The 24471-nt window shown below is 71.7% G+C and carries 28 protein-coding genes; 15 read left to right on the plus strand and 13 right to left on the minus strand.

Annotation, left to right across the window (positions count from 1 at the left end; genetic code table 11):
• Nucleotides 1–30 precede the first annotated feature (30 nt).
• Nucleotides 31–870 carry an LLM class F420-dependent oxidoreductase gene (locus ACZ63J_RS00300; RefSeq protein ID WP_465314488.1) on the plus strand — a complete coding sequence of 280 codons (840 nt, stop codon included), beginning with the start codon at nt 31–33 and terminating at the stop codon, nt 868–870.
• A 3-nt stretch (nt 871–873) separates the two neighbouring features.
• On the opposite strand, the gene ACZ63J_RS00305 is transcribed toward ACZ63J_RS00300, so the two are convergent.
• Together ACZ63J_RS00305 and ACZ63J_RS00310 are read right to left on the minus strand one after the other, a co-directional pair.
• Complete coding sequence (locus tag ACZ63J_RS00305; protein ID WP_465400644.1) at nt 874–1767, minus strand: isocitrate lyase/PEP mutase family protein; 894 nt, start codon at nt 1765–1767, stop codon at nt 874–876.
• A 27-nt stretch (nt 1768–1794) separates the two neighbouring features.
• Nucleotides 1795–2775 (minus strand): substrate-binding domain-containing protein, encoded by a 981-nt coding sequence (locus tag ACZ63J_RS00310; RefSeq protein ID WP_465400643.1) that lies wholly within the window; start codon nt 2773–2775, stop codon nt 1795–1797.
• A gap of 82 nt (nt 2776–2857) precedes the next feature.
• Between ACZ63J_RS00310 and ACZ63J_RS00315 the strand changes: the two genes are divergently transcribed.
• Entirely contained in the window at nt 2858–3712 is an 855-nt protein-coding gene (locus ACZ63J_RS00315) for a LysR family transcriptional regulator (RefSeq protein WP_465400642.1), read from the plus strand.
• A 1-nt stretch (nt 3713) separates the two neighbouring features.
• Here ACZ63J_RS00315 and ACZ63J_RS00320 read toward each other — a convergent pair whose 3' ends face one another.
• Both ACZ63J_RS00320 and ACZ63J_RS00325 read right to left on the minus strand, forming a co-directional pair.
• Nucleotides 3714–5285 carry an amidase gene (locus ACZ63J_RS00320; RefSeq protein WP_465400641.1) on the minus strand — a complete coding sequence of 524 codons (1572 nt, stop codon included), beginning with the start codon at nt 5283–5285 and terminating at the stop codon, nt 3714–3716.
• 55 nt (nt 5286–5340) lie between these two features.
• Nucleotides 5341–5835, minus strand: coding sequence for an ATP-binding protein (locus tag ACZ63J_RS00325; RefSeq protein WP_465339998.1), 495 nt, complete (start codon nt 5833–5835; stop codon nt 5341–5343).
• Nucleotides 5836–5985: 150 nt separating this feature from the next.
• Here ACZ63J_RS00325 and ACZ63J_RS00330 point away from each other — a divergent pair, with 150 nt between their 5' ends.
• From ACZ63J_RS00330 to ACZ63J_RS00340, 3 genes are all read left to right on the plus strand, one after another.
• Nucleotides 5986–7008, plus strand: coding sequence for an LLM class flavin-dependent oxidoreductase (locus ACZ63J_RS00330; RefSeq protein ID WP_465400640.1), 1023 nt, complete (start codon nt 5986–5988; stop codon nt 7006–7008).
• An 82-nt stretch (nt 7009–7090) separates the two neighbouring features.
• A complete protein-coding gene (locus tag ACZ63J_RS00335) occupies nt 7091–8011 on the plus strand; it encodes an ABC transporter substrate-binding protein (protein ID WP_465340001.1) in 921 nt (306 codons plus the stop codon).
• A 1-nt stretch (nt 8012) separates the two neighbouring features.
• Nucleotides 8013–9338, plus strand: coding sequence for an NtaA/DmoA family FMN-dependent monooxygenase (locus tag ACZ63J_RS00340; RefSeq protein ID WP_465400639.1), 1326 nt, complete (start codon nt 8013–8015; stop codon nt 9336–9338).
• 403 nt (nt 9339–9741) lie between these two features.
• On the opposite strand, the gene ACZ63J_RS00345 is transcribed toward ACZ63J_RS00340, so the two are convergent.
• Nucleotides 9742–10572, minus strand: a complete 831-nt coding sequence (locus ACZ63J_RS00345; protein WP_465400638.1) for a TIGR03620 family F420-dependent LLM class oxidoreductase — start codon at nt 10570–10572, stop codon at nt 9742–9744.
• A 96-nt stretch (nt 10573–10668) separates the two neighbouring features.
• On the opposite strand from ACZ63J_RS00345, the gene ACZ63J_RS00350 reads away from it, so the two are divergent.
• Nucleotides 10669–11565 (plus strand): LysR family transcriptional regulator, encoded by an 897-nt coding sequence (locus ACZ63J_RS00350; protein ID WP_465400637.1) that lies wholly within the window; start codon nt 10669–10671, stop codon nt 11563–11565.
• Here the strand turns inward: ACZ63J_RS00350 and ACZ63J_RS00355 are convergent.
• Nucleotides 11543–11911: a VOC family protein gene (locus tag ACZ63J_RS00355; RefSeq protein ID WP_465400636.1), complete on the minus strand. Its 369-nt coding sequence runs from the start codon at nt 11909–11911 to the stop codon at nt 11543–11545. The genes ACZ63J_RS00350 and ACZ63J_RS00355 overlap by 23 nt on opposite strands.
• Nucleotides 11912–11975: 64 nt before the next feature.
• On the opposite strand from ACZ63J_RS00355, the gene ACZ63J_RS00360 reads away from it, so the two are divergent.
• Both ACZ63J_RS00360 and ACZ63J_RS00365 read left to right on the plus strand, forming a co-directional pair.
• Entirely contained in the window at nt 11976–12422 is a 447-nt protein-coding gene (locus tag ACZ63J_RS00360) for a MarR family winged helix-turn-helix transcriptional regulator (RefSeq protein ID WP_465400635.1), read from the plus strand.
• Nucleotides 12423–12769: 347 nt separating this feature from the next.
• A complete protein-coding gene (locus ACZ63J_RS00365; protein WP_465400634.1) occupies nt 12770–13330 on the plus strand; it encodes a hypothetical protein in 561 nt (186 codons plus the stop codon).
• 60 nt (nt 13331–13390) lie between these two features.
• Here the strand turns inward: ACZ63J_RS00365 and ACZ63J_RS00370 are convergent, their stop codons facing one another.
• On the minus strand, nt 13391–13993 hold the full coding sequence (locus tag ACZ63J_RS00370; protein WP_465340010.1) for a response regulator transcription factor: 603 nt from the start codon (nt 13991–13993) through the stop codon (nt 13391–13393).
• Nucleotides 13990–15126, minus strand: coding sequence for a sensor histidine kinase (locus ACZ63J_RS00375; RefSeq protein WP_465400633.1), 1137 nt, complete (start codon nt 15124–15126; stop codon nt 13990–13992). The genes ACZ63J_RS00370 and ACZ63J_RS00375 overlap by 4 nt, the downstream gene beginning before the upstream one ends.
• 108 nt (nt 15127–15234) lie before the next feature.
• Between ACZ63J_RS00375 and ACZ63J_RS00380 the strand changes: the two genes are divergently transcribed.
• The 4 genes from ACZ63J_RS00380 to ACZ63J_RS00395 are packed head-to-tail and all read left to right on the plus strand — an operon-like array spanning nt 15235 to nt 19154.
• Nucleotides 15235–16119: an ABC transporter ATP-binding protein gene (locus ACZ63J_RS00380; protein WP_465314503.1), complete on the plus strand. Its 885-nt coding sequence runs from the start codon at nt 15235–15237 to the stop codon at nt 16117–16119.
• Nucleotides 16120–16135: 16 nt separating this feature from the next.
• Nucleotides 16136–16855 carry an ABC transporter permease gene (locus ACZ63J_RS00385; protein ID WP_465400632.1) on the plus strand — a complete coding sequence of 240 codons (720 nt, stop codon included), beginning with the start codon at nt 16136–16138 and terminating at the stop codon, nt 16853–16855.
• Nucleotides 16856–16887: 32 nt separating this feature from the next.
• On the plus strand, nt 16888–18330 hold the full coding sequence (locus ACZ63J_RS00390) for an alpha/beta hydrolase (protein WP_465400631.1): 1443 nt from the start codon (nt 16888–16890) through the stop codon (nt 18328–18330).
• A gap of 50 nt (nt 18331–18380) precedes the next feature.
• Nucleotides 18381–19154, plus strand: a complete 774-nt coding sequence (locus ACZ63J_RS00395) for a hypothetical protein (RefSeq protein WP_465400630.1) — start codon at nt 18381–18383, stop codon at nt 19152–19154.
• 42 nt (nt 19155–19196) lie between these two features.
• Here ACZ63J_RS00395 and ACZ63J_RS00400 read toward each other — a convergent pair whose 3' ends face one another.
• The 5 genes from ACZ63J_RS00400 to ACZ63J_RS00420 are packed head-to-tail and all read right to left on the minus strand — an operon-like array spanning nt 19197 to nt 21930.
• Complete coding sequence (locus ACZ63J_RS00400; protein WP_465400629.1) at nt 19197–19838, minus strand: YopT-type cysteine protease domain-containing protein; 642 nt, start codon at nt 19836–19838, stop codon at nt 19197–19199.
• 5 nt (nt 19839–19843) lie between these two features.
• Nucleotides 19844–20275, minus strand: a complete 432-nt coding sequence (locus ACZ63J_RS00405; RefSeq protein ID WP_465400628.1) for a hypothetical protein — start codon at nt 20273–20275, stop codon at nt 19844–19846.
• Nucleotides 20276–20277: 2 nt separating this feature from the next.
• Nucleotides 20278–20805 (minus strand): DUF2589 domain-containing protein, encoded by a 528-nt coding sequence (locus ACZ63J_RS00410; protein ID WP_465400627.1) that lies wholly within the window; start codon nt 20803–20805, stop codon nt 20278–20280.
• A gap of 13 nt (nt 20806–20818) precedes the next feature.
• Complete coding sequence (locus ACZ63J_RS00415; RefSeq protein WP_465340020.1) at nt 20819–21274, minus strand: DUF2589 domain-containing protein; 456 nt, start codon at nt 21272–21274, stop codon at nt 20819–20821.
• Nucleotides 21271–21930, minus strand: coding sequence for a DUF2589 domain-containing protein (locus ACZ63J_RS00420; protein ID WP_465340021.1), 660 nt, complete (start codon nt 21928–21930; stop codon nt 21271–21273). Before ACZ63J_RS00420 ends, ACZ63J_RS00415 begins: the two co-directional genes overlap by 4 nt.
• Nucleotides 21931–22181: 251 nt before the next feature.
• Here ACZ63J_RS00420 and ACZ63J_RS00425 point away from each other — a divergent pair, with 251 nt between their 5' ends.
• The 3 genes from ACZ63J_RS00425 (at nt 22182) to ACZ63J_RS00435 (ending at nt 24453) form a co-directional block, all read left to right on the plus strand.
• Nucleotides 22182–22457, plus strand: coding sequence for a hypothetical protein (locus ACZ63J_RS00425; RefSeq protein WP_465340022.1), 276 nt, complete (start codon nt 22182–22184; stop codon nt 22455–22457).
• 137 nt (nt 22458–22594) lie between these two features.
• A complete protein-coding gene (locus tag ACZ63J_RS00430; protein WP_465400626.1) occupies nt 22595–23446 on the plus strand; it encodes a phosphatase PAP2 family protein in 852 nt (283 codons plus the stop codon).
• On the plus strand, nt 23443–24453 hold the full coding sequence (locus ACZ63J_RS00435) for a YdcF family protein (protein WP_465400625.1): 1011 nt from the start codon (nt 23443–23445) through the stop codon (nt 24451–24453). Before ACZ63J_RS00430 ends, ACZ63J_RS00435 begins: the two co-directional genes overlap by 4 nt.
• The last annotated feature ends 18 nt before the right edge of the window (nt 24454–24471 follow it).

Here is a 24471-nt window from a genome sequence, read left to right on the forward strand (position 1 = left end):
TGGAGGAACTCCAGGTTTACGATCGTGATCATGCGATTCGCCATCAAGACCTCGCCCCAGAACACCGTCTGGGCCGACATGCTCGCCGTCTGGCAGGCCGCCGACGAGATCGAGCTGTTCGAATCCGGCTGGACGTTCGACCACTTCTATCCCATTTTCTCCGATTCGACCGGGCCGTGCCTGGAAGGGTGGGTCACGCTCACCGCGCTGGCGCAGGCCACCAAGCGGCTTCGCCTGGGCACGCTGGTCAGCGGCATCCACTACCGCCACCCCGCGCTGCTCGCGAACATGGCCGCGACGCTCGACATCGTCTCCGGCGGCCGGCTGGAGATCGGCATCGGCGCCGGCTGGAACGAAGAGGAGTCCGGCGCCTACGGCATGGAGCTCGGCACGGTCAAGGAACGCAGCGACCGCTTCGAGGAGGGCTGTGAGGTCCTCGTCGGCCTGCTGACCCAGGAGACGACGACCTTCAAGGGTGCGCACTACCAGCTGACCGACGCCCGCTGCGAGCCGAAGGGCGTGCAGACTCCGCACCCGCCGATCTGCATCGGCGGCAGCGGTGAGAAGCGCACCCTGCGCACGACCGCGAAGTACGCCCAGCACTGGAACTTCGTCGGCGGCACCCCCGAGGAGTTCGCGCACAAGCGCGACGTGCTGCACCGCCACTGCGCGGACATCGGCCGCGACCCGGCGGAGATCACGCTGTCCTCGCACGTCCGCCTCGGCCCGGACGCCGACTACGCCAAGGTCGCCGCGGAAGCGGAGGCTCTCGGCGAGGTGGGCCTCGACCTGGCGATCGTCTACCTGCCGCCGCCGCACACCCCGGCCGTGCTGGAGCCGCTGGCGAAGGCGCTCGAGCCGCTGCGCTGACGCTCAGCCGTTGCCGTAGGTTTCGCCGATCTCGTTGACCTCCTGAAGGCCGACGAGATCGGCGAAACCGGTCAGCCCCGGCAGGTCCCGCACCACACCGGCCGGCGTCCCGTCCCGGGCGATCCGCCCGAGCACAGCGCGCATCGCCTCGGTGGCGGCCAGCAGTGTCGAAACAGGACAGATGACGAGCCGGAAACCCAGCTCCCGCAAGCGGTCCCGGCCCAGCGGCGGGGTCTTGCCGCCCTCGGCCCAGTTGAACAGCAGCGGCACGTCGCGGAAGACGTCGGCAACCCGTTCGATCTCGGCTTCGGACTGCAGCGCCTCGACGAAGAGCATGTCGGCGCCCGCGTCCCGGTAGCGGCGGGCCCGGTCGATCGCCGCGTCGAGTCCTTCGACCGCGCGGGCGTCGGTCCGCGCGATCAGCAGGAAGTCCGGGTCGTGCCGGGCCGCGACGGCCGCCCGCACCCGGTCGGTCATCGTCTCGGCCGGCACCACGCGCTTGCCTTCCAGGTGCCCGCAGCGCTTCGGCGCGACCTGGTCTTCGAGGTGGATCGCCGCGACACCGGCGGCTTCGTACTCCCGCACCGTGCGGATGACGTTGAGGGCGTTGCCGTACCCGGTGTCCGCGTCGGCGATCACCGGCACCTCGACGGCCGAGCGCAGCCGCCCCGCGGCCTGGACCATCTCGGTCATCGTCAGCAGGCCGACGTCGGGCCGGCCGAGCAGCGACGCTGTTGTGCCGAACCCGGTCAGGTAGACGGCGGGGAAACCGGCCGCCTCGACCAGCCGTGCGCTCAGGGCGTCGAACGCGCCCGGCGCCACGACGACCTCGTCACCGGCCAGCAGCTCCCGCAGCCGCGCGGGACCGGGCACCCGCGGCGCCAGCAGATCGGCCACGACGATCACCTCCTGGCGCCACCGTACTCACGTGCCGAGCAGCTCCGGGGTGAACAGCTCCTCGACCGTCCACCGCCGCGAAGACAGCCCTTGTTCGTGGTGGTAGCGCAGGTAAGTCTCCAGCGTGGCGCGGTTGACGGCGACGCCGTAGGGCCACCAGTCCGCGCCGAACTCCGCTTCGTTGCGCTCCACCAGCGCGTTCATCCACGGCACCATGGTCTGCACCTCGTAGAGCCGCCGGGCGCTGCGGTAGCGGTCGGCCGCGGTGTCCTTCGCCGTGGAGAAGACGCGGTAGACGTCACGGGCGAGGCCGGGCACCTCCGCCAGCAGGTCCCGCCGGACGACGATCGTGTGCATGATCGGGAAGATCCCGGTGCGCCGGTGGTAGTCACGTTCGAGCGGCTCGAAGTCGGGGAACAGCCGGACGACGTCCGGTGACCCGTCGAGCACGCACTGCGGGACGTTCGCCGTGAACAGCGCGTCGATCTCGCCGGTTTCGAGCATCGAGTTCAGCGTCCGGCCTTCGGGCGCTTCGGACACGTCGAGGTCGTCCGGGTGCGGGTGGGGGATGAAGCCGAACGGCCGGGACGGGTGCTCGAGGCCGCCGATCACCCAGCGGTTGCGGCGGGGCTCGAAGCCGTGCTCGTCCATGAGGATTCCCTTGGCCCACACGCCGGAATCCTGGCCGTACGTGCCGAACTCGCCGATGGTCCGGCCGACGAGATCACCCGGACCGGTGATCCCGGACCCCCGGTGGACGAAGACGCACGAATGGCGGAACACGCGGTTCGGGAAGATCGGCAGCGCCACGTACGGCAGGTCCTCCTCGAGCAGGCGCAGGTAGAAGGTCAGGCCGAGCTCGGCGATGTCGTACTCGTGCCCGCTGATCGCGCGTTCGAAGATGTCCGGCAGCGTGGGGGCGGATTTTGCGGTGAACCCGGGCTCGGGATCGTCGAAGAGCGCGCGGGTCGTGTCGTACTCGTAGCAGCCGATCGTCAAAGGGGTCATGCCTTCGATCGTCGGCCGCCACGGCCCGGGGTGTCCAAGTCCGGCTCGGTGAACTCGATACCGCGCCGGTATCGTGTTCGGGGTGGACCTGCGCTCGCTCCGGTACTTCGTCGCGGTGGCCGAGGAGCGGCACGTCGGGCGCGCGGCGAGCCGGCTGCACATGACCCAGCCGCCGCTCAGCCGGGCGATCCGGCAGCTGGAGGACGAGCTCGGCGTCACCCTCTTCGACCGCACGCCCAAAGGCGTCACGCTCACACCGGCCGGAGCGGTGCTCCACGACGAAGCCGCGGCGCTGCTGGGGCAGGCCGACCGGATCCGCGGCCGGGTGACGGCGGCGGCCGGCGCCGCGACCCTGGCGATCGGGACCCTGGCCGACGCGGCCGAGCACGTCGGCGGCCGGCTGGTGACGCTGTTCCGGGCCCGCCACCCGCACGTGACCGTGAGCGTCCACGAAGCCGACCTCGGCGACCCGACGGCGGGGCTGCGCGCCGGGCTCGTCGACGTCGCGCTGACCCGGACTCCCTTCGACACCACGGGGTTCGGCACGCACGTGCTGCGCTCGGTGCCGGTCGGCGTGCTCATGCGCGACGACGACCCGCTGGCCGGGCGGGACTCGGTGGCGTCCGCCGACCTGGCGGGCCGCCGCTGGGTCCGGCTCCCGGACGACACCGACCCGGCGTGGACGGCGTACTGGACCGGCGGCGCGCCCGGGGACGCGGCGCCGGTGCTGCGGACCGTCCAGGAGTGCGTGCAGGCGGTGCTGTGGAACGGGACCGCGGCCCTCGCGCCGGTCGACCAGCCCCTGCCGGCGGGATTGCGGGTCGTGCCGCTGGCGGGGCGGCCGCCGAGCGACCTGGTCGTGGCGTGGCCGGAGACCGGCCGCAGCCCGCTGGTGCGCAGCTTCGTCCGGATCGCCGCGGACAGCTACCGGCGCTGACTCACCCGATCGTGGGCAGGTAGGCCGGCGCCCGGCGGGCCGGGGCCGCGCGTTCGAACGCCGCGGCGAGCGCGAGGACCCGCGCGTCGGCCCAGCGGCCGGCGAAGAACGACACGCCGATCGGCAGCGGGCCCGCGAACCCGGCGGGCACCGAAACGTTCGGGTAGCCGGCGACCGCCGCCGGGGTCGACGAACCGAGCACGAACGCGTCCCCGGTGCCGTACGTCGTCTTCCACGCCGGACTGTTGGTCGGGGCGACCACGGCGTCCAGGTGGTACCGGGCGAGCGTCTCGTCGATCGAGCGGCGCGCCAGGTTCGTGGCCGTCGCGCGCTGCTCGCGGTAGACCGGGTCGCTCGGGCCAGGGGCGGCCGCCGCCTGCTCGAACAGCTCCTGGCCGAACTTCGACAGCTCGACCGGGTCACGCCGGTTGAAGGCGATCAGCTCGCTCAGCGTCGCCGGGTGACCCGGCCGGTGCGTCAGGTACGCGTTCAGGTCGCGCCGGAACTCGGTGAGCAGCGCGGGGGACTCCGCCGCGCCGATCCGGTCCTGGTAGGGCAGGTCGACCTCGACGACGGTCGCGCCGCGTGCGGCCAGCGTGCGGACGGAGTCCTGGACGACGCGGTCGACGTCGGCGTCCAGACCGGCCAGCCGCCAGACGCCGATGCGGGCGCCGCTCAGGGCTCCCGGGCGCAGCAGCGCCGCGTAGTCGCGCGGCTGACCGGCGGGAATGGCGGCCGTGGCGGGGTCGGCCGGGTCGGGTCCCTGCAGGACGGACAGCGTGACGGCGGTGTCGACGACGTGGCGGGCCATCGGCCCGGCGGTGTCCTGCTCGGCCGAGATCGGCACCACCCCGGTCCGGCTGACCAGGCCCAGGGTCGGCTTCTCGCCGACGACGTCGTTGGCGCCGGCCGGGCACACGATCGAGCCGTCGGTCTCGGTGCCGATCGCGACCTGCGCGAGGGTGGCCGCCACGGCCGCGCCGGACCCGGAGGACGAGCCGCACGGGTTGCGGTCGAGGACGTACGGGTTGTTCGTCTGGCCGCCGATCCCGGACCAGCCGGACGTCGAGTGCGTCGAGCGGAAGTTGGCCCATTCGGACAGGTTGGTCTTGCCGAGGATGACGGCGCCGCCGCGTTGGAGCCGGTTCACGAGCGCCGCGTCGGCGGCCGGCCGCGTGCGCGGCAGTGCGCGTGACCCGGCCGTGGCCGGCAGGGTCCGCGTGTCGATGTTGTCCTTGAGCAGCACCGGGATCCCGTCCAGCTGCCCGAGCGTGTGCCCGGCCCGGCGGCGGGCGTCGCTGGCGGCCGCCGCCCGCAGCGCGCCGGGGTCGACGGCGACCACCGCGTGGACCTTCCGGTCCACGGTGTCGATGCGCTCGAGGTAGGCCGCGGTCAGCCGCACGGCCGTGAGACCGCCGTGGTCCATCCGCTGCTGGAGCTCGGGAATGGTGGCCGCGTCGAGGTCGAACCCCAGCGCGGGGCCGGCGGAAGCGGAAGCGGGCGCCGGGACGACCAGGCATCCGGCGAGGGCGGCGGTCACGGCGGCGGAGCGCAGGCGCATCACGGCGTCCATGCCACTCCTCGCCCCGGCGGCGGTCAACCCCTCGTTCGTCGGGGGCGTGAGTGGATCAGGACCGCAGCGCGGCGGGCCGCCAGATCATCGTCACGCGGGTGCCGCGCTCGCCGGTGTCGACGGTCGCCTGGTCGGTGACCTCGTCGATCAGGCGCAGCCCGCGGCCGCCCGAAGTCAGCGGCGCCTCGCCGACGCGCTTGACGGCGCCGCCGCGGCCGGTGTCGCTGACGACGACGGTGACCGTGTCACCCGCCCAGTCCGCGTACAGCCGGGCCCAGCCGCCGCCCTCGGGATAGGCGTGCGCGGCCGTGTTGGCCAGTGCCTCGTAGGTGGCCAGGACGACGTCGTAGCTCGTGTCTTCGTCCAGGGGAAGCTCGTCGAGCCAGGCGGTCAGCTTCCGGCGCAGCACCGAGATCTCGCCGGACTCCGCGGGCACGAGCTCTTCGAAACTCGTCCGCACCGCCGGGTCGATCGGCGTGCTCGCGCCGACGCCGGCGGGCTCGCTGTCCGTGTCGCTTCCGGTGCTCGGTTCCGGAGTATGTCGATGCACGATGTACTCCTCCCTGTCTCCGCTCGGACCCCCCATGGCCTCGGGCTTCGTGCAGGCTGGGTACCCAGCGTCCGCGTTTCCCATTCGTGATGTCGGCCGCGTCTCGTCCCTTGCGGAATCAAACCCGGACGTCGAGCGCTTGCACGGTGCGTGAAGAAGATCGGTTTTCTGTCATTCGGCCACTGGTCGGCGGGCGCGTACTCCGAGACGCGGTCGGCGGCGGACTTCCTGCACCAGTCGATCGACCTGGCGGTCGCGGCCGAGGAGCTCGGCGTCGACGGCGCGTACTTCCGCGTGCACCACTTCGCGCGGCAGGCGGCGAGTCCGTTCCCGCTGCTCGCGGCCATCGGCGCGCGCACGTCGAAGATCGAGATCGGCACCGGCGTGATCGACATGCGCTACGAGAACCCGCTCTACATGGTCGAGGACGCGGGCTCGGCCGACCTCATCTCCGGCGGCCGGCTCCAGCTCGGCATCAGCCGGGGGTCCCCCGAGCAGGTGATCGAGGGCTGGCGCTACTTCGGCTACGCCCCGGCCGAGGGCGAGACCGACGCGGACATGGCGCGTGACCGCACCGAGGTCTTCCTCAAGCTGCTCGAAGGCGAGGGTTTCGCGCAGCCGAACCCGCGGCCGATGTTCGCGAACCCGCCGGGGCTGCTGCGCCTCGAGCCGCACTCCGAGGGCCTGCGCGAGCGCATCTGGTGGGGCTCGGGCTCGAACGCGACCAGCGTCTGGGCCGCGAAGCTGGGCATGAACCTGCAGAGCTCCACGCTCAAGGACGACGAGACCGGCGAGCCCCTGCACGTCCAGCAGCGCAAGCAGATCGAGGCCTACCGCGAGGCGTGGAAGGAGGCCGGTCACGAACGGGAGCCGCGGGTGTCGGTCAGCCGCAGCATCTTCGCGCTGACGAACGACCTGGACCGGGCCTACTTCGGCCGGGACCGCAACTCACGCGACCAGGTCGGCATGATCGACGAGAACACCCGGGCGATCTTCGGCCGGTCCTACGCCGCGGAGCCGGACGAACTGGTGCGGGAGCTCGAGGAGGACGAGGCCGTCCAGGCCGCGGACACCCTGCTGCTGACCATCCCGAACCAGCTCGGCGTCGACTACAACACCCACGTGCTGGAAAGCATCCTGACGCACGTCGCCCCGGAGCTCGGCTGGCGCTGAGCGGAATCCCAGCATGTGGTTTCTGTCGGTGGTGCTGGTTAGGGTTCCATTCGTTCGATCCGTGGAACGAGGAGAGTGCGTCGTGAGCTGGAGCCGGAAGATCCGAGCGGCCGTGCTGGTGGGTGTGGCCGCCCTGGGCCTGGCCGCGTGCGGCGGCGGGGGCAGCGACCAGCCCGCCGCGCAGGGCAAGGGCGGCGCGCCGATCGTCGTCGCGTCGTTCAACTTCACCGACAGCCAGATCCTGGCCGAGATCTACGCCGCCGCGCTCCAGGCGAAGGGCTACCCGGTCACGAAGAAGCTGAACCTGGGGTCGCGGGAGCTGATCTACCCGTCGCTGAAGTCCGGTGAGCTCCAGTTCATCCCGGAATACCAGGGATCGGCGATCACCACCGGGTTCGGCGCGGAGCCGGTGAAGGACGCGAAGGGTGAGCACGAGCAGCTGGCGAAGCTGTTCGAGCCGAGCGGCGTCTCGCTGCTGGACTTCGCCGCGGCCGAGGACAAGAACACCTACATCGTGAAGGCCGACCTGGCGAAGTCGAAGGGCCTCGCGAACATCAGCGACCTGAAGAAGCTCGACAAGGTCGTCCTGGCCGGCGGGCCGGAGTGCGAGAAGCGGCTCACCTGCTTCAAGGGCTTCACCGACGTCTACAAGCTGACCAACGCGTCGTTCCAGACCGTCCAGGAGTTCGGGCCGCGGATCCAGCAGCTCGACTCCGGAGCCGTGACGGTGATCCCGGTGGACTCGGTGAGCCCGCCGGCCGGCGACGCGAAGTACGTCGCGCTCAAGGACGACCTCAGCATGGTCCCGACGGAGAACGTGGTGCCGGCGGTGAACAAGAAGGTGCTCGACGAGCGGGGCCCGGACTTCGCGGCCGTGGTCAACGCCGTGAGCGCGAAGCTGACCACCGACATCATGCGCGACCTGAACAAGCGTGTGGACTCCGACGGTGAGCAGGCGGCGGACGTGGCGAAGGACTGGCTGTCGCAGCAGGGGCTGGCCTGAGATGGCGGACGCGGGACAGCTGCACTTCAACGCGTTCATCTGGCCGAACGGCTACCACGAGTCCGCCTGGCGCGTGGTCTCCGACGACGTGCGCGGTGTGCTCGGGCTGCCGTACTACGCCGAGATCGCGCGCATCGCTGAGCGCGGGTTGATGGACACGATCTTCCTGGCCGACAACATCGCCATCGCCGAGTACCGGGCCACGCACCTGCCGCAGACGCAGTTCGACCCGATCTCGGTGCTTTCGGCGCTGGCCGCGGTCACCAGCCACATCGGACTGATCGGGACCGGCTCCACGACGTACAACAAGCCGTGGGAGCTGGCCCGCCGGTTCGCCACGCTCGACCACCTCAGCGGCGGCCGGGCGGGCTGGAACATCGTCACCACGATCACCCCGCTGGCCGCGGCGAACTTCGGCGAGCGCGCCCATCCCGACCACGCGGACCGGTACACACGCGCCCACGAGTTCGTCGACGTCGTGACCCGAGCGTGGGACAGCTGGGACGACGACGCGGTGGTCGGCGACCGCGAGCGTGGGGTGTGGGCGGATCGCGCCAAGCTGCACGCGCCCCGTTTCCACGGCGAGTTCTACGACGTCGAAGGGATCTTGCCGTTCCCGCGTTCCCCGCAGGGGCGGCCGGTGCTGGTCCAGGCCGGCCAGTCCCCGGCCGGGGTCGCGCTGGCCGCGCGTTTTGCGGAGCTGGTGTTCTCCGGGCCGCCGTCGCTGGAGGCGGCGGTGGCGTTCCGAGCGGACCTCCACGCCCAGGCGGCGGCCGCGGGCCGCGACCCGGGCCAGGTCCTCGTCCTCCCGGCGCTGATGCTGACCCTGGGTGGGACCGAGGCCGAGGCGCGGGAGCGCGCGCAGCGGCTGGAGGACCTGTCGAGCCCGGAGTTCCGCTGGCAGAACGTGCTGTACACGGCGGGCCTCGACCCGGACGGCTACGACCCGGACGTGCCGCTGCCGGCGGAGTTGTGGAGGGGCTCGGCGAACGTGTCGAGCCGCGCGGAGCAGCTGTTCGCCGCTTCGCGGGCTCAACCGTCGGCTTCGCTGCGCGAGGTGGCTTCGCAGCTGAAGAGCGGCGCCGGGCAGTTCCATTTCGTGGGGACGCCGGAGCAGCTCGCGACGCACGTGCTGGAGTGGCAGGACGCCGGGGCTGTGGACGGGTTCACGATCATGGGGTCGACGCTGCCGTACGAGTTGACGGCGTTTGTCGATCATGTGGTGCCGATCTTGCAGAGCAAGGGCCGGTTCCGGACGGAGTATGAAGGGTCGACCTTGCGTGACCACTTGGGACTGCAGCGGCCGGCCGCGGGAGGTGCGGGCTAGGGAACGACTTCGGTGGTTGGGCGCGGTTGCCGGGATCGGGTTTGACTGCGCGGGGTGCGCTAGCTGGCTGAGCGCTGAAACCGGCTCGCGACTGCTTGCGGCATGGTGGTCGGGTTGGCTGCTGCCGGGACCGGTTTCGCTGGCTGCGCGCGGAGTGCTGAGCTGTTGGCACCGGGGAACCGCTCGGCAGCCGCGCGCGGTGCGCTGGTCGGTCAGTCGCCGGGATCGGTTTCGGCGGCGGCGCGCGGTGTGTCGATCGGTTGGGCGCCGGGGAATGGCGTCGGCGGCGCGCGGAGTGCCGTTCGGTTAGGCAGCAGGGATCGGCTTCGGCAGCTCCGTGCGGTGCGCTGATCGGTCATGTGCCGGGATCGGTTTCGGCGGCTCCGCCCGGCGCGCCGATCGGTCAGGCGCCGAGAACCGCTTCAGCTACTTCGCGCAGCGTGCCGATCAAGTCATCCCCGAGCGGATAGATCCCCACATGGTCCGCACCCGCGTCGCGATGCGCTGCCACGCCCGCCGCGACCGCTGCCGGGGTGCCGTGCAAAACCAGCGCGTCGATCAAGCGGTCGCTGCCCGTGCCCGCGAGGTCCTCGTCGGTGAATCCCAGCCGCCGGAGGTTGGCCGCGTAGTTCGTCACCTGCAGAGCCGTTCCCGGCGGGGCCGACCGCGCGATCGCCCGGGCGCGCTCGACATTCCCTTCCAGCAAAACGAAATGGCCGGGCAACAGCAGTTTCCCCGCTCCGAGGATCTCCCGGGCCCGGCGGGTGTGCTCGGGGGTCACCAGGCACGGCACCGTCCCGGCCGTCCGGTCCCGGGCCAGCCGCAGCATCCGCGGGCCGAGCGCGGCGAGCACCATCCGCCCGGCCGGCACCCCGGCCGCCGTCAACGCGTCCACATAGGACACCAGCTTCTCGTACGGTGACACATACTCGGCGTGGACCTCGCGGTGACCGATCCCCACCCCGAGCACGAACCGACCCGGGTGGCGCGCCTCGATGCGGTGGTACGAGGCCGCGACGATCGCCGGCTCGGCGGTCCAGGCGTTCACCACGCTGGTGCCGACCACCAACCGGGTGGTGGCGTCGAGCAGCTCCTCCGCCTGCGCGAGGTCCGGCGGGGGAGAGGCGTCCAGCCACAGCGTCCCGTAACCGGCCTTTTCGAGCTCGACGGCGCCGTCCGGCGTGACTTCGTCTTCGCGCAGGTGCGCGCCCAGCACGCCCAATTCGATGGTCATGCCCCGACTTCAGCACGACGCCGTCCGGTGAACCAGATCCGAAACCGACGCGCAGCGATAACCTGATGACATCGTCGAAGCCACGCAGGAGGAACGGTGGAACTTCGGACCCTGCGGTACTTCGTGACGGTCGCCGACGAGCTCCACTTCGGCCGGGCCGCCGAGCGGCTGCACATCGCGCAGCCCGCGGTCAGCCGCCAGATCGCGCGGCTGGAACGGGAGCTGGGCGTCCGGCTGCTCGACCGCTCGCCGCGGCGGGTTCGGCTGACCGCGGCCGGGCGCCGGGTGCTCACCGCGGCTCGGGACGCGCTTGCGGCCGCCGAGCGGGTCAAGGTTGCCGCCGGTCTGCCGGCGGGCGCGTTGCGGATCGGGACGGCCGCCGGGCTCACCGCCCGGCTGGAGCGGGGCATCGACACCTTGCGGCGGACCGTGGCGACCCTCGACGTCGTGCTCGTCGACCTCCCCGTCGCCGCCCGGCTGGACGCCCTGCGCGAGGGTGACCTCGACCTGGCGCTGGCCCGCGGAGTGCATTCGGCGCCCGGGCTCAGCGTGCTGCCGACGTGGACCGAGCCGCTGCTCGCGGTCGTCTCCGCCCGGCACGCCGCCGCGGGCCGCGCCACCGTCGGCCTCGCCGGCTTGGCCGGGAGCGCCCTGCGGATCCCCTCGCGGCAGCTCGACCCGCCCCTGCACGACGCCGTCACCACCGCGCTGCGCGACGCCGGGATCCGCCCGCGGCTCGGCCGCCCGGCCGGCACACCCCGGGACACCGTCGTCGAGGTCGGCTCCGATCCGGACAGCTGGGCGGTGCTGCCCGCCGGGCAGGTGGGGGAGATCGGGTCGGCCCGGGTTCGCGCGATCGAGCTGGAGCCGCCGGTGACGATCACCGGCAGCGTCGTGCTGGCGGACGACGTGCCGGGCCAGTGCGCCTCGGCCCACGTGGCGGCCTTCCGCGACGCCGAGACCGGGGCGGTCAGCCGCGGTCGTGGAGCGTGACGTGGTAACCGTCGGGGTCGGCGAAGGTGAACGTCCGGCCGAAGGGGCCGTCGATCGGCGCTGAGACGATCTTGTGGCCGTCGGCGGCCAGAGCGTCGTGAATGGCCTGGACGTCCGTGGCGTGCAGCCAGATCGCGGCACCGATCCCGGGCTGGGCGACGGAGGCGAGATCGGTGCCGGGAACGACGTCGCGGAGGGCGAACGCGATCGGCTTCGTCTCGAAGACCACGGCGTGGGGAGGTCCGGCCGGCGAGCGGACCAGGCCGAGGTACTGCTCGTAGAACGCCTGCGAGGCGGCGAGGTCGCGTGCTTGGAGCGAGAGGAAGTCGGGGCCGGTGGCGGGCATGGGTGCTGCTCCTTTTCGTCGTGTCAGTCTTCTGACACGGGCGACTCTATGTCAGAATGCTGACATGAGTCAAGACGGTGTCGACCTCGAGACGTCACTGGGCTACCTGCTGAAGGAGGCGTCGAGCGCCCTGCGCGCGGCCATGGAGGCCGTGCTGCGGCCGCTCGGGATGACCGTGACGCACTACTCCTGCCTGGAGCTGCTGGCCCAGCGGCCGGGCCTGTCGAACTCCGAGCTCGCCCGCGGCGCCTTCGTGACGCGGCAGTCGATGAACGTGCTGCTCCAGACCCTGGAGCGGGACGGCTACGTGACCAGGCCCACGGAGGCGCCCGTCGGGAAGGTCCTGCCAACGCGGCTCACGCCCCGCGGCCGGCGGAGCCTCGAGAAGGCGACCGTCGCGGTCCGGTCCGTCGAGATCAGGATGCTGGCCGGGCTGACCGAGGCTGATCAGGCCGGCGCGTCGAAGATTCTGCGGAGCATGATCCATTCCCTGCGCGACGAGAACCGGTGACGCGGGAACGCCGGGTGATCACAGTGCCGACATTCGGGTGCAACGGCGGGCGTGCATTCGGTTCAACGGGAGCTGGGAACATTTTTCCCGGTCTGTCACATCCGGTCGAAGTGGACTGTCCTCTTGCGACGATCCGGAGGCTCCTCATCTCGATAAACGTGCTACAGTAAGGAAAATCGACCCGGAAAACCGGCGGTCGCAAACGACCCGGCGCCGGATCGGTTACGGCGCGAACCGATGTCGATCAGTTGAGATTGCTCACCCGGGTAATTCGCGCCGATCGTGTTTCTCGTCGCCGTTTTGGTGGATCCCTGGAGCGTCCCATTCCTCCGTCGAAGGAGCCCACCATGAGAGTCAAGAACACCGGCCGCGCGGCGATCATCGCCGTGCTCGTCACGGCGCTGGTCGCCCTCTTCACCGGCGCGGGCACCGCGCTCGCCGCTCCCGCCCCGGCCGCGCCGCCCGTTCCGGCGCTGGCCACCCCGCTGACCGGCACGTTCACCGACGCGTCGGGCGGCACCGGCACCGCGGCCGGCACCTTCACCCCCACGGACTTCGTCGCCGACGGCAGCACCCTGCTGGCCAACGGCGTCGCCGACGTGACGATGACGGACTCCGCGGGCCGGCAGGTCGGCACCGAGTCCCGCGCGGTCAGCGTGCCGGTCGGCGTCGCGGCGGCGTCCTGCCAGATCCTCGACCTGGTGCTCGGGCCGCTCGACCTCGACCTGCTCGGCCTGGTCGTCCACCTCAACCAGGTGCACCTGAACATCACGGCCGAGTCCGGCCCCGGCAACCTGCTCGGCAACCTGCTGTGCGCGATCGCCGGCCTGCTCGACCCGGGCCCGCTGTCCAACCTGCAGGCCCTGGTCAACCTGCTGAACCAGATCCTCGCCCTGCTGCGCGGCTGACCACCTCGGCCGCGATGACGGATCGGCTCACTCCAGGTGGGCCGATCCGTCGCAGGCGGGTCAGAGCCAGTCGTGTTCCCGGGCGTAGCGCGCGGCTTCGTGGCGCGTCCGGGTCTGGGTCTTCTGCATCGCGTTCGACAGGTAGTTGCGCACCGTGCCTTCCGCGAGGTGCAGCTGGCCCGCGATGTCCGCGACCGAGAACCCCTCGCGCGTCGCCCGCAGGACGTCGATCTCGCGGTCGGTCAGCGGGCAGTCGTCGACGACGGCCAGCGCCGAGACGTCCGGGTCGATCCAGCGCTTGCCCTCGTGCAGCGCCTTGATCACCGACGTGATGTGCGCCGGTTCCGCGGACTTGCTGACAAAACCCTGGACGCCGAGCTTCAGCGCCTTCCGCAGCACGCCGGGCCGCGCGTGCCGGGTCAGCATCAGAATCACCTGCTCCGGCCGGGAACGGCGGATTTCCGCGACCGCGCCCAGACCGTCCACCCGGGGCATCTCGAGGTCGATCACCAGCACGTCGGGCCGGTGCTCCAGTGTCGCCCGCACCGCGGCCGCGCCGTCTTCCGCCTCGGCCACAACGGTGATCTCGCCTTCGAGCGGCAGCAGGGACGCCAGCGCCTTGCGGAGCAGGACTTCGTCGTCGGCCAGCACCACCGTGGTCATCGGGCCTCCTTCCACCGCGGGAACGCGGCCGCCGTCACGAACCGGCCGTCCCGCTGCTCCACCTCCAGCTCACCGCCGTTGTCGGCCAGCCGCTGCTTCAACGTCGCGAGCCCGTTGAGCTCGGGCGGTCCGGCCTCCGGCACCCCGTCGTTGACGATGGTGATCCCGGACGCGGTGAGCGTGATCCGCACCTGCCGCGCCTGGGCGTGGCGCAGGATGTTGGTCGTCGTCTCGCGCAGGACCTGGCCGAGCAGCTCGCCCGCCCGGGCGTCCACTTCGGCCTCGCGGTCGACGCGCACGTGGATGCCCGCGGCTTCGAAGAGGTTCTTCGCGTTCTCCAGCTCGGCGGACAGGTTGAGCCGCCGTTGGGCGTAGGCGAGCTCCTTGGTCTGCACGATCGTGTCGCCGACGAGGGTGTGCACCTCGCGCAGCTCCTCCTTGACCCGCTCGAGGTCGCTGTCCACCAGCTTTTCGGCCAGGGCGACCTTCAGCTTCACCACGTGCAGCGTGTGCCCCTGGATGTCGTGCAGGTCGCTGGCGAACCGCATGCGTTCGCGGACCACGGCGAGGTCCGCCTCGCGGTCGCGCGACTGCTCCAGCTCCGCGACCAGGTCGTAGAACCGCTGGCTGACGAACATGAACGCGGTCGAGACCACCACGGCGGCGGCGGGGATCGCGACGTACTGCAGCAGCCGTCCGCCGGTCCTGTCCGGGTACATCAACGGGTTCGCGGCGCCGAACGCGGCGACCAGCGCGGCCAGCCCGGCCAGCGACGCGACGCGGTGGCGGGGGAGCGGCGGGATGAGGAACGAGCCCACGATGGACAGCCCGTAGAACGCCGCCGTGTCGTCGCTCAGCGCGCCGGCGAGCCAGACCACCGCCGTCACGGCCAGGCAGGGCCGGGCGACGCGGATGAAGTCGCCCGCGGTCCAGCGCTCCGCCGTCGCCAGCGCGGCCGCCAGGCCCACCCCCTGCAGCAGGACGTGCCACCACGAGCGGGCGGTGAGCACCAGCATCAGCACACCGACGATCGCCAGCGGCGGCACCGTGGTGACGAGGTTCAGCCGGCGCAGCCGCTCCTGGACCGCACCCCCGGTCCAGGACGTGCGGCGCGCGATCGTGGGCACGTCCATGACCCGAGACTAACGGCCTGGGCGGGCGCCACCAGTGACACCGCGTCATGTCTTGGGGTGACGTGGTCACACTGCCGGGCGGGCGGGCGAACCGCTGGAATTCGGGGCATGTCCACGACACCCGTCATCGACGTAGCCCGCCTGAACCTCACCTACGGCGGATTCCACGCCGTCAAAGACCTCTCGTTCCAGGTGGAACGCGGAGAGCTGTACGCGCTGCTCGGCACGAACGGCGCCGGGAAGACCTCGACCCTGGAGACCGTCGAAGGCCACCGCGCGCCGACCTCGGGCACCGTGCGGGTCTTCGGGAAGAGCCCGCGCGACCGCGCCGCCGTCCGGCCGCGGATGGGGATCATGCTGCAGGAGAGCGGCTTCTCCCCGGACCTGACCGTGCGGGAGTCCGTCGCGCTGATCGGGCGGCTCACCGAGCGGACCGACGACGTCGGGCGGGTCCTCGGCATCGTCGACCTCACCCGCAAGGCCGGCACGAAGGTGTCCCAGCTTTCCGGCGGCGAGAAGCGGCGGCTGGACTTCGCCACCGCCGTGTACGGGACGCCGGAGCTGATCTTCCTCGACGAGCCCACCACCGGCCTCGACATCCAGTCCCGCGACGCCCTCTGGGACGCCGTCGACCGGCTGCGCGAAGCGGGCTCGACGATCGTGCTCACCACCCACTACCTCGAAGAGGCGCAGCAGCGCGCCGACCGCATCGGCCTGATGCACCAGGGCGCCTTCCACCGCGAAGGCACCGTCGCCGAGCTGACGCGCACTCTGCCCTCGAACATCCACTTCGGACTCCCGGCCCATGCTCCGGCGCCGCCGTTGCAGGCCACGCGCGGCGAGGACGGCAGGTTCCTCATCGAGACCTTCGCGCTGCAGAAGGACCTCCACACGCTGCTCGGCTGGGCGCGGGACAACGCGCTGGAGCTGCGCGGGCTCGAAGCCGGCCCGACCCGCCTCGACGACGTCTTCCGCGCCATCGGCCACTCCTGAGAAAGGGACCCTTCCCATGCTTTCGATCGCTCGCGGAGAGCTGATCCAGATCTTCCGGAACCGGCTCGTGCTGGTCACCGCCCTGCTGCTGCCGCTCGCCTTCAGCGCGTTCCTCATCTACCGGCACGAGCTGTTCGAGGAGGTCGGGAGCGTCGGGTACATCGCGACGCTGGCGCTGTTCTTCGTGCTCGGCATCGGCCTCTACACGACCACGGTGACCACGCTGGCCTCCCGCCGGCAGAACCTCTTCCTCAAGCGCTTGCGCTCCACCGCGGCGGGCGACACCGGCATCCTCGCCGGGCTGCTGGCGCCGATCACCACGATCACGCTGGTGCAGGTCGCCGTGATCCTGGGGGTGCTGGCCGGCGTAACCAAGCGGCCGGACAACCCGCTCCTGCTGGTCGTGGCGGTCGTCGTGACGGTGGTCATGATGCTCGCGCTGGGGCTGGCCACGGCCGGCCTGACGAACTCGCCCGAGCACGCGCAGGTCACCACGCTGCCGCTCAGCGTCGGGGTCATCGCCGTGGCCGGCTGGGTCGGCGCCACCGGCACGAGCGAGCTGACCCTGCTCAAGCGCCTGCTGCCCGGCGGCTCGGCGACCGAGCTGGTGCTCAACGCGTGGAACGGCGGGGTCGCCTGGAGCGACTCGCTGGTCCTGCTCGCGCCCACCCTGGCCTGGGTCGTCGTCGCGATCACCCTGGCCTCCCGCCTGTTCCGCTGGGAACCGCGCCGGTGACCACCGGCGTGCCGAAGATCGAGGGGAAACCGATGCGAAAAGTGTTGCTGGTGACCGTGCTCACCGCGACCGCGCTGACCACGGCGGTGGTGCCGGGTGCGGCCGCCACGGCCACGGGGCTGAAGTGGGGTGCGTGCCCCGCGGACGTCGCCCCGTTCCCGGGCCTGCAGTGTGCCACGCTGCAGGTGCCGCTGGACTACCGGAACCCGGACGGCCGCAAGATCGACCTGGCGGTGTCGCGCCTGGCTAGCCCGAACCCGGAGAAGCGGCGCGGGGTGCTGCTGACCAACCCGGGCGGCCCCGGCGGGGAGGGCCTGGACTACCCGGGCGTGCTGACGATCCCGCAGCTGCCGTCGCCGCTGCCGCAGAGCGTGCGGGACTCCTACGACATCATCGGGTTCGACCCGCGCGGGGTCGGGCACAGCACCCCGGTGACCTGCGACCTGACCCCGGCGCAGATCGCGCGCGGCAACCTGCCGTACGCGAACGGCCCGGCGGACGTGCTCGAGCAGGCCGAGGTCGCGAAGGCCGAAGCGAAGCAGTGCGCGACGTCGAAGTCCGGCTGGATGCTGCCGTACGTCACCACGGCGAACACGGCACGGGACATGGACCGCATCCGCGAAGCGCTCGGCGAGTCCACAGTGTCCTTTCTGGGCGCGTCGTACGGGACGTACCTGGGTTCGGTGTACACCACGATGTTCCCGCGGCGCAGCGACCGGTTCGTGCTGGACAGCAACCTCGGCCCGGGCGGCTACGACATCACCGCGATGCGCGCGTTCGGCCGGGGCATGGAGGAGCGGTTCCCGGACTTCGCGAAGTTCGCCGCGCCCGGCCTGGGCCTCACCCCGGCACAGGTGACGGCGAAGTACCACGAGCTCGCGGCCCGGCTGGACAAGGCGCCGGTGGCGGGCATCGACGGTTCGGTGTTCCGCGGCATCACCTTCAGCGACCTGTACTCCGACGGGCAGTTCCGGGAGCTGCTGGCGGCGTGGAAGTCGCTGGACAAGGGCGAAGAGCCGAAGCTGACGGCCGAGCCCCCGAAGACGGACAACGTCCTGGCGGCCCGGTTCTACGTGCTGTGCGGGGATTCGAGCTGGCCACGCTCGGTGGCGGGCTACCAGGCCGACGTCGCGGTCGACCGGATCCGCTACCCGCTGATCGGCGCGGCGTCGGCGAACATCGCGGCGTGCGCGTACTGGCCGTCGGCGCCGGTGGAGCCGAAGGTGCGGATCACCGACCGCGGGCCGTCGAACGTGCTGCTGGTGCAGAACGAGCGTGACCCGGGCACCCCGCTGGTCAACGCCCGCAAGCTGCGCCAGGCCTTCGGCGACCGCGCCCGGATGGTGACGATCGACCAGGGCGGCCACGGCGCGTACCTGTTCGCGGCCAACAAGTGCGGGAACAGCGCGGTGACGGAGTTCCTGGTGACGGGGAAGCGCCCGCCGGCCGACCGCTTCTGCGCGGCCGAGGGCTGAGGGTACTGTCGTGCGGACGTCAAGGCGGCCGGCCCGGGGGAGGGGTAACGATGTTGATCGCACTCAAGCGGGACACCATCGGCCGGGAAGCCGCCTTGCCGTCCGCCGCCGGCATGCTGCGCCGGGCGATCGAAAAGTGGGGCTCGGGCCGGGACGGCATCCCCGGCGTGGCGATGTTCGACGTCCACCTGGACCGGATCGGCGGGTCCCACCGCCTGGATGCACTGGTGTTCATGCCCGCCCGGGTCCTGGCGATCCAGGTGACCAGGATGACCCGCAGGCAGTCCGGGCCGCTCGTCGTTTCGGAGACGGGGCAGTGGCTGGTGGGGAGCGAGCCGCTCGCGTTCCTGGGGAGCGAATGGGCGCCGAACCCGGCGAGCCGCCTGAAGGCGGCGGTCGGCGCGGTCCGGCATGCCGTCGGCGGACTCACCGAGAGCGGCGCGATGTTCGTGACCGGCGTAGCCGTCCTCCTGCCGAGGGGGACCGGGGTGCAGATGGGAGGCACCCGGCCGCACGGCAGCGCCAAGCTCGTGCTCGGCATCGGACACGACCTCCGGACACTGCTGAGGAGTGGCAACGCCGGGTCGGTCTGGTCGGCCGACGACGTCGTGAAGGCGTGTGAAGCGCTGTCGCTCGGCGATATCGCGCCGTCTCGTGAAGCGCTGATCGCGGACGGGTTTCCGGAGGTCGCGCGCATGCCCGCGCGGCCTCCCGCGAACCCGCGGTCCGGGCGGCCGTGGGGCCTGATCGTCGTGGTCACCCTGCTGTGCGTGGCCGGTCTGGTCGCGGCGATCGTCGTGGGGCAGGTCTTCCACGGGCAGTGAGCGTCCGCGCCGCGAGCGAACCGCTCGCGGCGCGGGCTCGCGTCAGCCGGTGAAGCTCCACAAGATATAACTGTCGTGCAGGTCCATCCCGTGCGTCCGGTACGCCGCGCCGATCGAGACCAGCAGGGTGCGGAGCTCGCTCTCGGAGCGGGCGTCGAACTCGCCGATGTTCGGGTCGAACAGGCGGACGTGACCGCGGCCGTCGCGGTGCAGGCCCAGGGAATGGCCGCCCGAGCCGCCCTTGATCGACAGGATGAAGGCGCTCGACCGGCGGTCGAACGCCGCGCTGACGATCTTCTCGGGCTCGTCGTTCGGCTTCACCGAGGCGAAGCCCCACTGCGCCGACGCCGTCGTGTCGCGGATGACGAACCCGAGGCCCGCCGCGGAGAGCGCTTTCTCCGTCGCCGCGTCGACCACGAACCGCGAACCGGCCACCCGTGCGTACTCCGCCTGCAGGTCGACCGCCTGGGACAACCTCGTCGCCGCGGCCAGCAACGGTTCGGCCACCGTGCCGCGGTTCGTCCAGTAGTCCTCGCCGCGGGCCTTCGCCGCGAGCCACTGCACCACCAGCGCCCGGCAGACGCCGTTGCCGATGGCCACGCGCTCGCGGGCCGCTTCGGCCGACTGGTCGAACTCCTGGACGCCGGAGCCGGCCACCTTCGAGCTGATCTTCTGGTACTCCATGGGTTTCACCTTCCTTGTGTGATGGGCAAAGCAGTTCCCGGGCCGCGGACGCGGGTGCCGGCCGCGACCACGACCGCGTACCGGCGGCGCCGGCGCAGCGGGCAGAACGGCAGTTCCGCCGTCGTGCCGCGGACGACCACCGAGCGGACCGTGACGCCGCGGCGGACGAGCCGGACGACGTAGGCCGCCGCGTCCGGCACCGGCGCCCAGCGAGCCACCAGCCGGCCGGCCCGGCGCCGGACGGACCCGCACGCGGGCGCGGGCACCGGATCGCTGGACACCCGGGCGGCGCCGCCGTCGACCGTGATCCGCACGGCACGGGCGCCGTCCGGCGCGGTGACCCAGAAAGCGGCCTCCAGCACCCGCATCGGGGCCGCGCCGAACTCGCCGTTCAGGTCGCGGAACAGCGTCCGCAGCCCGTCGGCGACCGGGTCCACGGTCATTCCTTCGGCCGCGGGACCGCGGTGACCGACTGGGCCATCAGGTCGAGCACGCGCGCCAGCGCCTCCGACGGCGGAGCCGACGACGCGCGCAGGTCGACCGTGTACTTCGCGGTCTTGTCCGTGTCCCGGGTGTTTTCCCGCTGGGCCGCGGGTTTCGCGAGCACCTGCGGGGTGCCCTCGTCGGTCGGCGCCAGCGACCGGACCTCGAGACTGAAGTGCGTCTCGAAGGTGTCGATCCGCAGGCTGGGCACCGAGACCAGGGCCAGCAGCGGCAGCGAGACGTGGACGTCCTGGGCCACGACCGCCGGCTCGTCCGCGGTGCCCGGCCGCTCGGCCGGCCGGCTGAAGGCGAAGTCGACGGTCCGGACCGCGCCGTGGTCGTCGACGCCGACCCGGCGCACGAAGTCCGCCGACGCGTCGGCGAGCGCCTCGGCCGCCCGGGCCGCCGAGACGACCGGCGCGGCGATCAGCTGGTCCAGGGACAGGGTGTCCGCCGGGGGGGCCGGCGGTTCGGGTGCCGTCACGGCTGTTCTCCTTTCACGGCACGTTGTTCGTGGTCATCCGGTCGAGCAGCCGCGCGAACGCCTCGGGGCGCTCGCCGGTCTCGAAGGTGACCTTGAACTGGGCGAAGTCGCCGTCGTCCCCGGCGCCCAGGGACGCCAGCAGCGGCGCGGTGGCGGCCGGGTCGCCCGGGGTGTCCGGAGCGGCGCCGAGGCCGAGCAGCCGGGCCCGGAAGCTGACGGTCAGGTCGTGGATCCGCAGCGGGTGCGGCGGGGCGAGCGCGAGCACCGGCACCTGGATCTGCTGGTCTTCGGCCTCGGGCAGGGTGCCCGGGATCGTGACCGGCAGCAGCTGCGGCGCCCGGGTGTCCCCGGACGCGTCGAGCGTGTGCCGGCGCAGCTGGCGGACGTGCTCCTCCTCGGCCAGCCGCTGGGCGTCGAGCACCGCGTGATGCAGCGACCGGAGGATGGCCGCCACCGTCGGCTCGCTCATTTCGCCGCGACCGCCTTGTCGGCCGGCTTGTCCGGCACGACCGTCGTCACCGGGGCGATCGACGTCGCCATGATGTCGAAGACCCGGGCGAGGCCTTCGGGCATCGCGTGGTTGGTCGCCTTCACCGCCACGTGGTACTTGGCGGAGTTGTCGGAGCTGCGGGTGTTCTCCTGGTGGGTGGCGACCTTGCCGTGCACCGACACCGACAGGCTGAACGGGCCGATCCGGCCCTCGCCCTTGGCGTCCAGCGAGGCCTCCACGTCCTTGCTGTCCTTCGACTGCTCGGCGGACTTCACCTCCATGTCGAACGCAACGTCGACGGTGTCCACCTGCAGGTTCGGCACCGGGACCATGGACAGCAGCGGCACCGACAGGCTGACGTCCTCGGTGACGGCCTGCCCGTCCCCGCCGGCGTCCCCGGTGGGCGGGACCTCCCGCGGCCGCTGGAAGGCGAACTTGACCGTCCGGAGCCGGGCGAAGCCGGCCGCGTCGGTGACCGGGCCGTCGGCGGGCCGGTCGAAGCCGACGGTGTTGATGTAGGTGGCGGTGGAGTTGGCGAGCATCACCTGGGCGTTGCACGCCGCGGTCAGCGGGCCGCCGATGAGCGATTCCATCGGCAGTCCCTGGAACTGGTCGGACATCTTTTCGAGAGCCATGGTTTCCTCCGTCGAAATCGGGATTGGTAAAACGGAACTGTAAGCGCGAAATCGCGTTCCGCCGCCATTGTTCGCCGTATCGGACCAATTACATGATTGTGTTTGACGATTTCACGTGAAAACGTCAAAGCGCTTTCCTGGTGTCGTTCCAGGTCACCCCCGGTGTCACTCCAATGGCCGTCTGGTCATTCCCGGCCCACATGATCAGACTCGAAAGGTGTGATCGACCGTGCCGACTAAAAGAGGGCGAAATGGCCAGCAGAGAACGGGCAGGCGACGCCGGGGACCCGGCCGCCTGCGATCCGGAGGACCTGCGGATCCTCACGGCCGAAACCGTGGCGGCGCACCGTGTGAGCGTTTATCTGCACCCCGACGACGCCCGGGTGCTGCGCCAGGGCCGCGTCGACGACGGCGCGGACGTCAACACCCGGATCCGGGCCCTGCTGGCGGTCTACCGTGCCGACGACCGGGTCCGCGAGCGGGTCGACGCACTGGCCCGCAGCGCCTCACGCCGCGGACGGCACTGAGCCGATCGGGCCGGACCGACCCGATCGGGTGACGGCCGCGCACCGTCCGTCGTGTTGGTTCCGGGCCGCCTTCGGTGTACTCCTGACGGCGGCGCCCCATTGCGCCGTCCGGAGCAGCACTTCTCGGAGGAGGTCCGGTGGTACCCGCTCGCCGCTGGCTGGTCGTCGCGCTCGTCTGCGTCGTCGTGGCCGTCGCCGTCTATTTGCTCGCCGTCTGGACGGTGCCCGGCCAGGAGCTGGAGAACGCGGCGTTGCGCGGGGCCGACGAGGCCGCCGCGGGGGACCGGGCCGTCGCCGACGAAGGACTGGGCCGGATCACCGTCTACTCGCTCGCCGCCGCCGTCGTGCTGGTCATCCTGGCCGGCCTGGTGCGCCGCCGCCCCGACCTCGCCCTCGCCGCGGCCGGGGTGATCGTCGCCGGGCAGCTCGTGACGCAGGTGCTCAAGCGGTTCGTGCTGCCGCGGCCGCGGCTCGTGCCGCTCACCGGGCACTACGCCGGCAACAGCCTGCCGAGCGGGCACACCACGATCGCGATGACCGTGCTGTTCGCCGCCCTGATCGTCGTGCCCTACCGGTGGCGCGGCGTGGCGCTGTTCTTCCTGCTGTCCTGGGCGGTCGGCATCGGCGCGTACACGGTGACCGCGAAGTGGCACCGGCTGTCCGACACCCTGGCCGCCGACGCGATCGCCCTCGCGCTCGCCTGCCTGGCCTCGTGGTGGCTCGCGCGCCGCGGAGCCGTGCGGCGCCACGAAGGCAAGCGCCGGATCCCGCGGGTCGTCGTCGTCACCTTCGCCGCGCTGGGCGGCCTGGTGTTCCTGGCCCTCGGCGGGGTCCTGCTCGGCGCGGCGCTGACCCAGGGCGGCTACGAAGCGACGTTGCGGGACAACACCTACGTCGTCTACCTGGCCGCGAGCTCGTTCGCGTCGGCCGGTTCGGTGGCGGCGGCGCTGGTGTTCCTGGCGACGTGGCGACGGCTGGAGGCCGGGTGAACCCCGCGCTCTTCCCGCTCGCGGCGGCCGTCTTCTGCTTCGCCGTCTTCCTGGTCAGCTTCCTGCTCGACCGCCGGAAGCTGCGCAACGGCTTCTACCTGTTCTTCGCGCTCGCGTTCTTCGGCCTGGCCTTGCTGGCCCTGCTGGCGTCGATCTCGCCGGAAGCCGCGGCGATCGTCGGGTTCGGCCTGCTCGCCCTGGTGCCGCTCACCGTCGTGGTGCTCGCGGTCTTCCTGATCTGCAACGGCGTGACGATGCTCCGCCGCGAAGGCCGCCGGCCGGCGAACCTGCTGTCGCTGGCGGCCGGGCTGGGCATCGTGGCGCTCGTCGTCTTCGGGGTGGTCGTCGGGCAGCTCGGCTGGGCGCCGCTGGAAGTCGTCCGGGACAGCGTCGACGGCATCGTCGCGTACCTGTCGTTCCTCTTCGTCTGTTTTCTGTTGTACTCGCTCGTCTACGGCCGGGTCCGCAGCCGGCGGCCGCTCGACTTCGTCGTGGTGCTCGGATCCGGGCTGCTCGGCGGCCGGAAGGTGCCGCCGCTGCTGGCCGGCCGGCTCGACCGCGGCCAGCGGGTGCTGGACGCCGAACGCGCGAAAGGCCGCTCGCCGCTGCTGGTCACCTCCGGCGGGCAGGGGCCGGGGGAGGAGGTCCCCGAGTCGCACGCGATGGCGGACTACCTGGTCGACCGGGGCGTGCCGCGCGAGCGGATCGTCCTCGAAGACCGGTCGCGGACCACGCGGGAAAACCTGTCCTACAGCGCGGAAATCATGCGCGCGCGGCACCCGGGTTACCGGTGTGTGGTGGTGACCAACAACTTCCACGTCCTGCGCGCGGCGTTGCTGGCGCGTGCGGTCAAAGTGGACGGTCAGGTCGTCGGCGCGCCGACGGCGTGGTACTTCTGGCCCAGCGCGACCCTGCGCGAGTTCGCCGCGATCCTGGTGGACCACCGGATCCTGAACTCGGTTGTGTGCGTGATGATCGTCGCGGCCAGCGTGCTGAAGGCTACCTAGCCCGCCGCCCGGTCCGGG

The sequence above is a fragment of the Amycolatopsis sp. NPDC104863 genome (genome assembly GCF_055582965.1).

Bases quoted from the DNA above. Each gene is read 5' to 3' on its own strand.
- ACZ63J_RS00375 (WP_465400633.1), bottom strand. From the start codon at position 15,126: ATGGACGTGCCCACGATCGCGCGCCGCACGTCCTGGACCGGGGGTGCG.
- ACZ63J_RS00425 (WP_465340022.1), top strand. From the start codon at position 22,182: ATGGCCAGCAGAGAACGGGCAGGCGACGCCGGGGACCCGGCCGCCTGC.
- ACZ63J_RS00385 (WP_465400632.1), top strand. From the start codon at position 16,136: ATGCTTTCGATCGCTCGCGGAGAGCTGATCCAGATCTTCCGGAACCGG.
- ACZ63J_RS00300 (WP_465314488.1), top strand. From the start codon at position 31: ATGCGATTCGCCATCAAGACCTCGCCCCAGAACACCGTCTGGGCCGAC.
- ACZ63J_RS00395 (WP_465400630.1), top strand. From the start codon at position 18,381: ATGTTGATCGCACTCAAGCGGGACACCATCGGCCGGGAAGCCGCCTTG.
- ACZ63J_RS00415 (WP_465340020.1), bottom strand. From the start codon at position 21,274: ATGAGCGAGCCGACGGTGGCGGCCATCCTCCGGTCGCTGCATCACGCG.
- ACZ63J_RS00320 (WP_465400641.1), bottom strand. From the start codon at position 5,285: ATGGACGCCGTGATGCGCCTGCGCTCCGCCGCCGTGACCGCCGCCCTC.
- ACZ63J_RS00345 (WP_465400638.1), bottom strand. From the start codon at position 10,572: ATGACCATCGAATTGGGCGTGCTGGGCGCGCACCTGCGCGAAGACGAA.
- ACZ63J_RS00390 (WP_465400631.1), top strand. From the start codon at position 16,888: ATGCGAAAAGTGTTGCTGGTGACCGTGCTCACCGCGACCGCGCTGACC.
- ACZ63J_RS00340 (WP_465400639.1), top strand. From the start codon at position 8,013: ATGGCGGACGCGGGACAGCTGCACTTCAACGCGTTCATCTGGCCGAAC.
- ACZ63J_RS00420 (WP_465340021.1), bottom strand. From the start codon at position 21,930: ATGGCTCTCGAAAAGATGTCCGACCAGTTCCAGGGACTGCCGATGGAA.
- ACZ63J_RS00360 (WP_465400635.1), top strand. From the start codon at position 11,976: ATGAGTCAAGACGGTGTCGACCTCGAGACGTCACTGGGCTACCTGCTG.
- ACZ63J_RS00370 (WP_465340010.1), bottom strand. From the start codon at position 13,993: ATGACCACGGTGGTGCTGGCCGACGACGAAGTCCTGCTCCGCAAGGCG.
- ACZ63J_RS00310 (WP_465400643.1), bottom strand. From the start codon at position 2,775: ATGACCCCTTTGACGATCGGCTGCTACGAGTACGACACGACCCGCGCG.
- ACZ63J_RS00365 (WP_465400634.1), top strand. From the start codon at position 12,770: ATGAGAGTCAAGAACACCGGCCGCGCGGCGATCATCGCCGTGCTCGTC.
- ACZ63J_RS00355 (WP_465400636.1), bottom strand. From the start codon at position 11,911: ATGCCCGCCACCGGCCCCGACTTCCTCTCGCTCCAAGCACGCGACCTC.
- ACZ63J_RS00400 (WP_465400629.1), bottom strand. From the start codon at position 19,838: ATGGAGTACCAGAAGATCAGCTCGAAGGTGGCCGGCTCCGGCGTCCAG.
- ACZ63J_RS00380 (WP_465314503.1), top strand. From the start codon at position 15,235: ATGTCCACGACACCCGTCATCGACGTAGCCCGCCTGAACCTCACCTAC.